This window comes from Leeuwenhoekiella palythoae (assembly GCF_020310025.1).
GTDB classification, from domain to species: Bacteria; Bacteroidota; Bacteroidia; order Flavobacteriales; family Flavobacteriaceae; genus Leeuwenhoekiella; species Leeuwenhoekiella palythoae.
Window position 1 is genome coordinate 82,758 of record NZ_CP084318.1, and the last position, 11,863, is coordinate 94,620.

Below are 11,863 nucleotides of genomic sequence, written 5' to 3' on the forward strand. Positions count from 1 at the left end.
TTGACGGCACACAGGGGTCTTTATAAAAACATTATGGTGTCAAATTAAAAAGAACAATAACTAATTATTATGGAGCATAAAAATTATGATTTTGGACTGGTAGGTCTGGGCGTAATGGGACGTAACTTTATTTTAAACGTCGCAGATAACGATTTTAAGGCCTTTGGTTACGATTTAGATCAGGAAAAAGTAGATGCCCTAAAAAAAGAAGGTGGAGACCTAAACAAGGTTGATGCTTCTACCGAAATCGAAACTTTTGTAGAGGCGCTTGCCGCTCCCCGCAAAATCATGTTGCTTGTACCTGCCGGTAAAATCGTTGATCAAGTCATTGAGACACTTTTACCTCACCTAGACCAGGGTGATATTATCATAGATGGCGGAAACTCATTCTTTACCGATACAGACCGTCGTGAAGCTTATTTAAAAGAAAAAGGAATTAACTTCTTTGGAGCCGGAGTTAGCGGTGGTGCCGAAGGTGCTCGTAAAGGCCCAAGTATTATGCCCGGCGGAAACGCAGAAGCATATACCCATATCAAACCTATATTTGAAGCGGTTTCGGCTAAATTTAATGGCGAACCTTGTGTGGCGCATTTAGGACCTAAATCTGCCGGTAACTATGTAAAAATGGTGCATAATGGTATCGAGTATGGCCTTATGCAGTTGACTTCTGAGATTTATGATCTTTTGAAAAAATCTGTTGGTCTTGATAATGACGAATTGCATCAAGTGTATGACCTATGGAATAAAGGACGCTTGCAATCTTTTTTAGTTGAAATTACCGCGGAAATTTTCAAGCAAGAAGATGATCTAGGTGACGGAAGATTAGTAGATATGATCCTCGACAAAGCCAAGCAAAAAGGTACTGGTAAATGGACCTCACAAAATGCAATGGACTTAGGAATTCCTGTTCCTACGATAGATGTTGCAGTGAGTATGCGTGAGATCTCAGCATTAAAAGAAGAGCGCATCGTTGCTGATAAATTATACAGCCGTCCAGAGCCAAAACCTATTGATAAAGACAAAATCATTGCAATGGCCGAAGAGTCGCTGTATTTCTCTTTTATCATCGCTTACGCTCAAGGTTTACATCAATTGGCAGACGCTTCTAAAGAGTATGAGTACGATCTTGATATGTCTGTTATCGCTAAAATCTGGAGAGCAGGATGTATCATTCGCGCTGGATTGTTAGAAGACATTTCTCAAGCCTATACTGCAGATAAAGAATTGCCTAATTTATTATTAGCTCCTTCATTTGTAGAAAAAGTACAAGGCACTCTAGAATCAGTTCGTGAGACGGTAGCTTATGCAGCGCAAAGCGGAATTCCGGTTCCCGGTTTGTCAAGTGCTCTAAATTATTTTGAAGCCTATACTTCAAGCCGACTTCCATTGAATGTGATTCAGGCGCAACGCGATAACTTTGGTTCACATACCTATGAGCGTATCGACCGTTCAGGTATTTTCCATACAGAATGGGGAAAATAATCAAAGACCAATATACCCTTTGGCAATGCCAATAAATTTGAAAAGAGCCTTTTACGAGGCTCTCTTTTTATTCCTATTTTTAAAGCATCACAACACCCTATTTATGAAAAGAGCTTTACCTCCTCTACTTATTCTAATGTTACTCCTAAATTCCTGCGGAAATCCTCCCCCACAATTTGATATTGCCATTCATAACGTGAGCATTATTAACTTGGAAAATGGGAAAGTTGCACAAGATCAATCGGTGTTTATTGCGGGTGATACAATTCACTCTATTGTAAACAGTCGGGATTTGATGACTAGTGCAGCCAAACAGCAAATTGACGGAAGTGATAAATACCTGATGACTGGTCTTTGGGATAATCATGTGCATTTTAGAGGTGGTGTTGATTTAATTGAAGAGAATAAAGATTTCCTGAAACTCTTTATCGCAAACGGAATCACCACCGTACGTGATGCCGGCGGCGATCTAACTACCACGGTTCAAAAGTGGCAAAAGGAAATTGCAGCCAACACGCTGGTGGGACCAACCATCTACACCAGCGGACCAAAAATTGACGGTCCCGGCGCAACTTGGGCAGGTTCGCTTGAAGTGGAAAATGATCAAGACATCGAGCAGGCGCTAGATAGTTTACAAGCGTTGAACGTTGATTTTGTTAAGATCTATGACCGTAACATTTCCGGAGCGAATTATTTAAAAATAATTGCCGCAGCTGAAAAACGCCAGATGATCACCAGCGGTCATATGCCGTATTCAGTGACGGTTGATGAAACAACAAGTGCAGGAATCGATGCGATTGAACATTTGTATTATGTTTTAAAAGGTTGTTCTTCTGATGAAATTGCCATCACCGAAGCCGTAAAGAATAACGAAGCCAGTTTCTGGAATTCTCTAGATCGTGTGATGCAAACCTATTCAGATTCGGTTGCGACGCAGACATTCAATAAACTCAAAGAACGCAATGTTTTTGTGGTTCCTACGCTTCATATTGGGCATACCCTGAGCTACCTTGACGAAGTAGATCATACGCAAGATGAATACTTAAACTATATAGGTAACGGAATTCAAAAAACCTATGCGGGTCGCATTAACAGTGCAAAAAATGCTTCACCGGAGTTTGTGGTTATGCGTAAAAATCTAGATTCGGCATTTGTAAAACTTGCGGGTACTTTAGCTGATAACGGAGTAGGGTTGCTTGCCGGATCAGACAGTGGTGCATTCAACTCCTACACGTATCCCGGGGTTTCATTGCATAAGGAATTACAAGCTTTGGTAGATGCCGGCTTATCTCCGCTTGAAGCTTTACAGACCTCATCGCAAAACGGAGCCATTTTTCTCAAAAAGCAACTGCCACAAATCAATGCAGGTGCGCAGGCTGATTTGCTATTGCTTAATGCCAATCCGTTGAAAAATATTGAAAATACCCAGGATATCTTTATGGTAGTTAAGAATGGAAAAACCTTTGACAGTAACCAAATATCAGAACTGCTAAATTCAACCGTCAAAAATTGATAATTATTCAATAATTAGATTAAGAATTTCTAAGCACTAAATTTTAATTGCAGTAAAAGGATTTATCGTTGCATTTTATTAAAAAACTAAACCATATCCGTATTTTTAAGAATTACGAATAATTAATCTTCTATGAATCTAAAAACTACTCTTGGCACACTTGCGCTTCTCGTGTGTTTCGCTTCCGCCCTGCGCGCACAACAAGTAAAAGCCCCTGTTGATACTACAATTACTTCAACTCACAGTGTGACCATAAAAGGTCAGAATATCCCCTATAAGGCAGAGCTTGGTTTTCAACCGGTTTGGGACAATTCTGGGAATCCTGTGGCTACTCTAAATTATACCTATTACACTAGAACGGATGTAAAAGACAATCAAACGCGCCCGTTGCTGATCAGTTTTAATGGTGGTCCGGGTTCTGCTTCGGTTTGGATGCATATTGCATATACTGGTCCGCGTATTTTAAAAATCACCGACGAAGGTTATCCGGTTCAACCGTATGGAATCAAAGACAATCCAAATTCGGTTCTAGATGTGGCGGATATCGTGTATGTTAATCCGGTAAATACGGGCTACAGCAGAATGGTTCCTAACGCAGCAGGTGAAATGCCCAAGCGTGATCAGTTCTTCGGAGTAAATGCAGACATATCTTATCTCGCAGATTGGGTGAATACTTTTGTTACACGTCATAACCGCTGGCGTTCTCCTAAATTTATCATTGGTGAAAGCTATGGTACTACACGTGTTTCAGGCTTAGCCAAAGCCTTACAACAAGGAAACTGGATGTATTTAAACGGTGTGATTTTAGTTTCTCCTACCGAAATAGGTTTTGACTTTGCCGGTCCAGTAGAGATCGCAAACCGTCTACCGTATTTTGCCGCGGCAGCTTGGTATCATAACGCCTTGCCTCCTGCCCTTCAAAATAAGGATTTAACAGAAATGCTTCCGGAGGTTGAAAAATATGCAGTTGAAGAATTACTTCCTGTTCTGGCAAAAGGAGGTTATGCTTCCGAAGCGGAAAAACAACAAGCAATAGAGAAAACTGCTTACTACTCCGGACTTTCGAAAAAAACAGTGAGTCAAAACAACTTGGCTGTTCCTTTTAATTATTTCTGGAAAGACTTGCTACGTGATAAAGAAGGTTATACCATAGGTCGTCTAGATTCGCGTTACAAAGGTTTAGACATCGCAGATGCCGGCGAGCGCCCGGATTACAACAGTGGATTGACGTCTTGGTTGCACAGTTTTACCCCGGCAATTAACTACTATATGTCTGAAGAATTAGGCTTTAAAACGGATCTCACCTATGATATGTTTGGTAATGTGCATCCTTGGGACCGCTCTAATAATCACACCGGTGCAGATCTTAGAGACGCGATGGGAATGAACGCTAATTTACACTTGATGGTTCAGTCTGGCTATTATGACGGGGCGTGTACGTATTTTAATGCAAAATATATTATGAGCCAGATCAACATCAACGGGAAATTTTCAGACCGAATGGATTTCAAAGGATACCGCAGCGGCCATATGATGTACCTGCGTGCTGAAGATTTAAAAACCGCCAATCAAGACCTTCATGATTTCATTGAGAAAGCCAGTGAAGGTATTGATCAGGGAGCAATGTATAAGTAAGCGCAGGTCCACTAACGCTTAGCGATAATTTAAGAATCAATTAATAAGACCCATAAACACGGCTCGTGTTTATGGGTTATTTTTGTAAATATGGATTTAACACAAGTAAAACTCGTCGTTTCTGATATGGACGGCACCCTTCTTAATGACGAAGGAAAAGTAAGCCCTAAATTTTTTGATCTATTTAAACAGCTGCAAAAGCACGATGTGCAATTCATCGCGGCCAGCGGTCGTCAATATTACAGCATCATTCACAAGCTTGACGCAATTAAAGATGAGATCATCGTAGTTGCAGAAAATGGTGGAATCACGATCAAAAAAACTGAAGTTTTAGATACCTGTACCGTAGATACCGAAACCGTGCATAATCTTATCAAGCAAATGCGTGAGATCGAAGATGCGCACATTGTTTTATGCGGAAAAGAACAAGCCTACGTTGAATCTGATCACGAACCGTTTATTGAAATTTTTCAAGAATATTATACCAAATTCAAGCGCGTTCCTGACCTCACCGAAATTAACGACGACCATTTCTTTAAAATTGCTGTGTACAGCTTTGGCGGTTCTGAAGAAACTACCTATCCTATTGCAAAAGCTTTAGAAAAAGAAGTTAAAGTAAAAGTTAGCGGTGAATACTGGTTAGACATCAGTCACTTGGATACTGATAAAGGCCGCGCGCTAAAAATTCTTCAAGATCAATTAAAAGTCTCTAAGGCCGAAACTATGGTTTTTGGAGATTACAATAACGACCTTGAAATGATAGAGCAAGCTGATTACAGTTTTGCGATGCAAAATGCACATCCTAATGTTACTAAAGCAGCAAATTATACTACCAAAAGTAACAATGAAGGCGGTGTAGAGCATATTCTAGAACAACTCATCGCAGCTAAAGAAGCCCTACTGACCAAATAGCGTAAGCACAACTTTGCGGGCTCCGCCGTGATTGCGGTGCTCGCAAAGATATATTCCTTGCCAAGTACCCAGATTTAACCTTCCGTTAGTGACCGGAATAGTTACCGAAGCGCCCATCAGAGACGCTTTTATATGCGCGGGCATATCATCTGGGCCTTCATAGGTATGAATATAATACGGTGCATTCTCAGGAACCATTTTGTTTATATGACTTTCAAAATCCTGACGTACCGTAGGATCTGCATTTTCATTGATCGTTAAACTTGCCGAAGTATGTTTTATAAAAACCTGAAGTTGACCAACTTTAATGTTTTTCAAGTCATCAAGATTACGTTCTATTTCTTGCGTAATGAGATGAAATCCACGGCTTCTGGATTGTAACCGTATTTCCTTTTGATAAAATCGCATAGCTATTCTTTTGTTGAGCCTACAAATTTATAAAACACTACGCGTTCCTAAGCTGCTAAACGCCTAAGAAGAAGCTTTCGCATTACGATTTTGACTCGTATCTTCGTATTCCATCTAAATTATCAATAATGGCAGCTATTCAAAAAATCACACAATTACACGCGCAATGGGATACTCAAGACCCTTTTTTGTTTTGTGCATTTCACAACGATAAATACCCTAAAGGAAATGGTCAACTTGGTCCGGCTACTTCATTAGCAGGTCGCAATCTGGGACAAGATTTTGTTCAGAAAGACGGTTGGGCAATGTATCATGGTTCAAAAGTACCGGGATTTCCAGGGCATCCTCACGTGGGTTTTGAAACGGTTACCATTGCTGAAGAAGGTTTTGTTGATCATTCAGATTCTTTAGGTGCTGCCGGCAGATTTGGTCAAGGCGATGTGCAGTGGATGACCGCCGGGAAAGGCGTTCAGCATAGCGAAATGTTTCCTCTTATAAATACCGAAGAAGAAAATCCGCTATTACTTTTTCAAATCTGGCTCAACCTGCCTGCTGCAAGTAAAAATGTTGAACCCTACTTTGGAATGATGTGGAATGAAAAAATTCCGGTAGTTTCGACACAGGATAACGAGGGTAAGCATATTCAAATTAAACTTATTGCCGGTAATTATAAAGAATCTAAAGCTTTAGCGCCGGCACCTGATTCTTGGGCGGCAAACCCGGAAAACGGAATCAATATCTGGCTGATCAGTCTTGAGCCTGAAGCAACATTCACACTTCCTAAAGGTGCTGCCGGAGCCAATCGCTCACTCTACTTTTATGAAGGCGAAATGCTTTATGCCGAAGAATTTGAAATTCCGCCGATGCATCAAATTAAAGCAGATCCTACTGAAGAACTTGTAGTAAAAAATGGAAACCAAAAAGCCCAACTACTTCTTCTAGAGGGCAAACCCATTAACGAACCAGTTGTAAAACACGGACCCTTCGTAGGGAATACCCGAAAAGATATTGAGACTGCTTTTATGAATTATCAGCAGACGCAATTTGGTGGGTGGCCTTGGGATTCTCACGAGCATACCCACGCTGCTGATCGGGGTAGATTTGCACTTTTTCCCGACGGAAATTTGCAGAAACCGTAATTTAAAGGGAGTTGTGTTACGATAATTTTAATAAATTTTTTACATTTAATCGTAATTATTTGCAATTAATCGATTATACTTGTATCAAATTTTACTAACCCAACTCCTATGCATAAAACAATTACGTTTTTAGGGAAAATAGCATGTCTATTTTTCCTTTTATTTAATGCGGGAATTTCATCTAAAAGTTATGGCCAATGTGCCGGCGAAGATGCTTCTCTTACTTCCTGCGACAAAGAAACTAACCAGTTTATCGATCTCTATGCAGCACTGGGCGGAACTCCCGTTCCCGGGGGCACTTGGACTGACGAGGACAATAGTGGTGGTTTAAACACGGCAACAGGGCAACTCAATACCTGGCTTATAAATCGTGGTGGCACCTTTACTTATACTTACACGGTTGAAGGAGAAGCAGGATGCACCGATACCGATGCCATTGTAACGGTGACCCTTGCAGGTTATGCCGGTAGAGACAATAACAATGCTGTTGCTTGTGAAGATGAAACCAATGTAAACCTCTTTCAATTTATAGGTAGTGGACCTAACCCTACACTATTTGGAACTTGGGTAATTACCAGCGGTCCCGCAGGAGCGCTAAATGGTCCTACTTTTAATGCGCAGATTGCAGGCCCGGGAAGTTACACCTTTACATACACGGTGGATGCGCAAGGCAGCTGCCCGGCAACTATGAGCACGGTCAATCTTGATGTGGTAGAAGCACCTGAAGCAGGTACGGTAGATCCTGCTGTGACTACTATTTTCTGTGAGACCGATGATCTAAGCAGCTTGACCAATTTTAATCTTAGAGATGCCATTGTTGGTGAAGATACTAATGGAGTATGGAGCGAAGGGTTTCTAACTAATGAAATTACCGCATTCAACGATAGCTTTATCAATATTGAAAATATACGCGATACTTACGGTCCCGGCTCGTATCCCTTTACCTATACCGTTCAGCCTACCAATCCATTATGTACGCTGAGCCAAGTTACTGTTACTATCATTATTGAAGAAGTAATTGATTTTTCAAATGCTACATTTGAGTTGACATTTCCTACTGAAGAAGAGGATATTATTTGTGAAGACATACTTCCTATAGAAGCTATTGCGACTATAACCGGTGAACTGGACGATATTCCTAATGGGGATTACGCACTTACCTATGAAGTTAGTCCGGCGCCAAATACCGGTACCGAAACGCTTACCATTACCATGACCGATGGGATAGGTAGTTTCCCTATAAATCCTGAATTTTTCATTGGTGCCGGAGTTGCTGAAGTTCGTGTATTGCAAATCATAGATCCAACCACGCAAAACGTATGCGACGCACAATTAGGCGACCTAAGTGACACGCTAACCATCGTAGCGCTGCCTGATGTAACAGACACAGAATTAAGGGTTGCGCAGCCGTTGTGTTTTGAAGAAAATGGAGTGCTTACTTTTTCTGATGCTACCACTACCCCGGAAATTGAGTTAGTCGATGGAGATTATACCATTACCTACACGCTTTCAAACACTACTACTTCACAAGAATATACAGAACTTATTACCGTAGCAGCAGGAACGGCAACTTTAAATTTACTTGCTGAAAACTTACCTACGGCAGACGATTATACGTTTAGCCTTAGCAGCATCACCAACGCCAACGGGTGTGCAACTGCTGTAGAACTGAGCACAACTTTTACCGTAGCTCCCAAACCTGATGCACAGACGCTGAGTGTAACTATTGCGGATACTTGTGAAGATGAAATTGTTTCAGTAACCTTAACTGATACTTCTGAAACGCCCAATTTAGCTGATGGTTCGTACGAGATCATTTACGACATTTCTGGCGCTATCAGTGTGACTGATCAAACTGCAACCGTTGTTATTACAGAAGGAACAGGCTCATTTGATCTTCCGCAAGCTTTACTAGCTAATGGTTCTTCAACACTCACGTTGACTTCGCTTTTGAACTCAATCAGTAGCTGTGAGGCAGCGAATTTTACAATGCCGACTGCAACTTTCAATATTGTGGCGACTCCTGATGCAAGCAACCTTGTGGGATCGGTAACAGACTCTTGTGAAGATCGCAGTGCAACGGTTAATTTAACCACAGATGCTACATTTATTCAAGATGGAGATTATGTAATTACCTACACCTTAGGCGGTGCTAATACGTTAGCTGAAACGACTACCAATGTTACGTTTACAGCAGGTGTTGCCGAATTTGAACTTGCTGCTGAAACGCTAGCAGAAGCCGGAACCACGAGTCTCACGATCGAAGCACTTACCACCGCTTCTCAAAGTTGTGATGCAACAGGCTTACCCATAACTATTGATTTTGAAGTATTGCCCGTGCCTACTTTAGAAAATACTACAATTAGTGTGGATTCTGTTTGTTTAGGCGAAGATGCTTTAATTTCTTTTACTAATTCTGATCTTGCCGATGGTAGCTACATCATTACATACCAAGTTGGTGAAGGCACTCTGGCGCCAAGCGAAAATGTAACTTTTGCAGGAGGCGAAGCATCAATTACTATTGATAGCGAACTTCTAATAACTCCTGGGTCAGTATCAGTTTCAATAATCAGCATAGCGAATCCCGCATCACTTTGCTTCAATGATACCGCTACTACTGTGTCATTTGACGTAAACCCTATACCTGATTTGACGGACGGTGACCTTAGCGCTTCAGATATTTGCTTAGCCGAAGATGGCTTGGTCACGATAACTTCATCAGATTTAGCTGATGGGGAGTACACTATTGATTACGAGCTTGCAGGAGCAAACACTGCTTTGGCTCAAACCGCAACAGCATTAGTAAGTAATGGCGTTGGTAGCTTTACCATTCCTGGTACTACCTTAGCAGCCACAGGAACGACCAGTATCACTGCGAATTTGATCAGCAGTGCTTCAGGATGTACTTCATTACCTCTTGCAGTAACTACCAGTTTTGAAGTAAATCCATTGCCCAATGCAACCGGAGTGACGGTAACTGCAACAGATGTTTGTTTTGGCGAGCAGGTTATTGTGACGCTGTCAGGAGCTTCTGCTTTACAAAACAACACCTACTTGATCTCCTATCAGATTACCGGAGCTACAACTTCTGAGGTAATTTCTGAGAACGTAGATATCACTAATGGTGCAGCAAGTATTGTTCTTGAACCTAGCGTATTTACCGCCGGCGGAATAACCACATTCAGTCTGCTTGATATTCAAAATGAAACTTCGGGTTGTAGTGCTACCAATCTTGGGGCCGCTTTTACTGACTTTTCTGTAGAAGATCCGGCGATGCCTAGCCTGGCAACTAATGGCGGAGTATTTTGTATCAATGACAACCCTACCGTAGCAGATCTTGAAGCTAATGTGAGTTCGTCTTTCAACATCATTACTTACGATGCTGCAAGCGGTGGTTCGGTGGTTAGCCCTACCACACCACTTATGGAAAATACCACGTATTATATCGCTGCTCAAAATACCGCAACCGGATGTGAAGGTTCACAACGACTAGCAGTTACTGCTGACCTAAGCGGTTGTGATTCGGTCTTTATTCCTGATGGATTCTCTCCAAACGGTGACGGAATCAATGACGTTTTTGAAATGCAGAATATCAACATTGTTTACCCCAACTACACGATAGAAATATTTAACCGAAATGGCGCAGTTGTTTTTAAAGGCGACGCTTCAACAGGATTTTGGAACGGTCAGGCAAACCGAAGCAGACTGGGCGGAAACACCTTGCCTAACGGAGTGTATTTCTACATAATAAATTATAATGATGGCCAGACTAGCCCAAAACAAGGTAAAGTTTACCTTAACCGATAAAAGGATAATCCCGATGAAAAATTCAACTTCAAAACTTACGTTTTTTGCAGCCTTTGTCCTTTTTTGTGGAAGCATTTTTGGGCAACAAGATCCGGAATACACGCAGTATATGTACAATATGAGTGTGATAAATCCGGCGTATTCTACCGTGAATCAAGCTAAATTAGGCGGCCTCTACCGCGCACAATGGGTGGGCATAGACGGTGCTCCTACTACCGCTACATTTTTTGGGCATTTACCAATGTCTGAAAGAGTAGAAATCGGTGTCAATCTGGTACATGATGAGATTGGCGATGTGGTGCAGGAAACCAATTTAAATGCTGATTTTGCTTACAAACTTCCTGTTCAGGAAAATGCAACCTTAGCTCTAGGTTTAAAAGCCGGTGCTTCTTTTTTTAGTACAGATTTTAGCAGATTGCAATTAGGAAGCGGTGGCCCTGCAACAGACCCCTCATTTGCGCAGAATATTAATCAAACCTATCCTACCATTGGTATTGGAGCTTATTATTTTTCTGAAAGCTACTACATAGGGCTTTCTGCTCCGAATCTCTTGGCCTCTAGGCATATTGAGGACGAAGATGGAGTACAGCGTTTAGGAAGCGAGAACACGCATTATTTTTTAACCGGTGGGTATGTTTTTGAACCTTCGGCAGATTTTCAGATAAAGCCTTCTTTTATGGCGCGTTGGGTAAATGGTGCTCCCGTGAGCCTTGACCTAAATGCTAACGTAAGATTTTATCAGCGTTTTGAAGCAGGTATAGGTTATCGTCTGGATGATGCCGTAACCGGAATGGTAAATTTTGAAGTTACTCCGGGTGTTCGCGTAGGCTACGCATACGACTACACTACATCTAACTTGGGTGAATATAATAATGGAAGCCACGAGGTCATGGTTTTATTTGACTTCGACTTGCTTGGCAAGCTTCCATCGTATCGCAAATCACCTCGTTTCTTCTAACCTACAACT

General features: G+C 41.5%; 8 protein-coding genes. 7 read left to right on the plus strand and 1 reads right to left on the minus strand.

Annotated elements, in window-relative coordinates; translation table 11 throughout:
- Nucleotides 1–69: 69 nt before the first annotated feature.
- From gndA to LDL79_RS00310, 4 genes are all read left to right on the plus strand, one after another.
- The gene (gndA, locus tag LDL79_RS00295) at nucleotides 70–1,482 is read left to right on the plus strand and encodes an NADP-dependent phosphogluconate dehydrogenase (RefSeq protein WP_167596830.1); all 1,413 of its coding nucleotides are present in this window, start codon (nucleotides 70–72) and stop codon (nucleotides 1,480–1,482) included.
- 103 nt (nucleotides 1,483–1,585) lie between these two features.
- The gene (locus LDL79_RS00300) at nucleotides 1,586–2,995 is read left to right on the plus strand and encodes an amidohydrolase family protein (RefSeq protein WP_225598687.1); all 1,410 of its coding nucleotides are present in this window, start codon (nucleotides 1,586–1,588) and stop codon (nucleotides 2,993–2,995) included.
- A gap of 132 nt (nucleotides 2,996–3,127) precedes the next feature.
- Nucleotides 3,128–4,630, plus strand: a complete 1,503-nt coding sequence (locus LDL79_RS00305) for a S10 family peptidase (protein ID WP_225598688.1) — start codon at nucleotides 3,128–3,130, stop codon at nucleotides 4,628–4,630.
- 90 nt (nucleotides 4,631–4,720) lie between these two features.
- The gene (locus LDL79_RS00310; protein WP_072982497.1) at nucleotides 4,721–5,542 is read left to right on the plus strand and encodes a Cof-type HAD-IIB family hydrolase; all 822 of its coding nucleotides are present in this window, start codon (nucleotides 4,721–4,723) and stop codon (nucleotides 5,540–5,542) included.
- Here the strand turns inward: LDL79_RS00310 and LDL79_RS00315 are convergent.
- Nucleotides 5,528–5,950 (minus strand): secondary thiamine-phosphate synthase enzyme YjbQ, encoded by a 423-nt coding sequence (locus tag LDL79_RS00315; RefSeq protein WP_225598689.1) that lies wholly within the window; start codon nucleotides 5,948–5,950, stop codon nucleotides 5,528–5,530. The two genes, LDL79_RS00310 and LDL79_RS00315, sit on opposite strands and share 15 nt — an antisense overlap.
- 128 nt (nucleotides 5,951–6,078) lie before the next feature.
- Between LDL79_RS00315 and LDL79_RS00320 the strand changes: the two genes are divergently transcribed.
- From LDL79_RS00320 to LDL79_RS00330, 3 genes are all read left to right on the plus strand, one after another.
- Nucleotides 6,079–7,089, plus strand: a complete 1,011-nt coding sequence (locus LDL79_RS00320; RefSeq protein WP_225598690.1) for a pirin family protein — start codon at nucleotides 6,079–6,081, stop codon at nucleotides 7,087–7,089.
- 108 nt (nucleotides 7,090–7,197) lie between these two features.
- Nucleotides 7,198–10,896 carry a T9SS type B sorting domain-containing protein gene (locus LDL79_RS00325; protein ID WP_225598691.1) on the plus strand — a complete coding sequence of 1,233 codons (3,699 nt, stop codon included), beginning with the start codon at nucleotides 7,198–7,200 and terminating at the stop codon, nucleotides 10,894–10,896.
- Between the two features lie 13 nt (nucleotides 10,897–10,909).
- Nucleotides 10,910–11,854 carry a PorP/SprF family type IX secretion system membrane protein gene (locus LDL79_RS00330; protein WP_225598692.1) on the plus strand — a complete coding sequence of 315 codons (945 nt, stop codon included), beginning with the start codon at nucleotides 10,910–10,912 and terminating at the stop codon, nucleotides 11,852–11,854.
- Nucleotides 11,855–11,863: the final 9 nt, after the last annotated feature.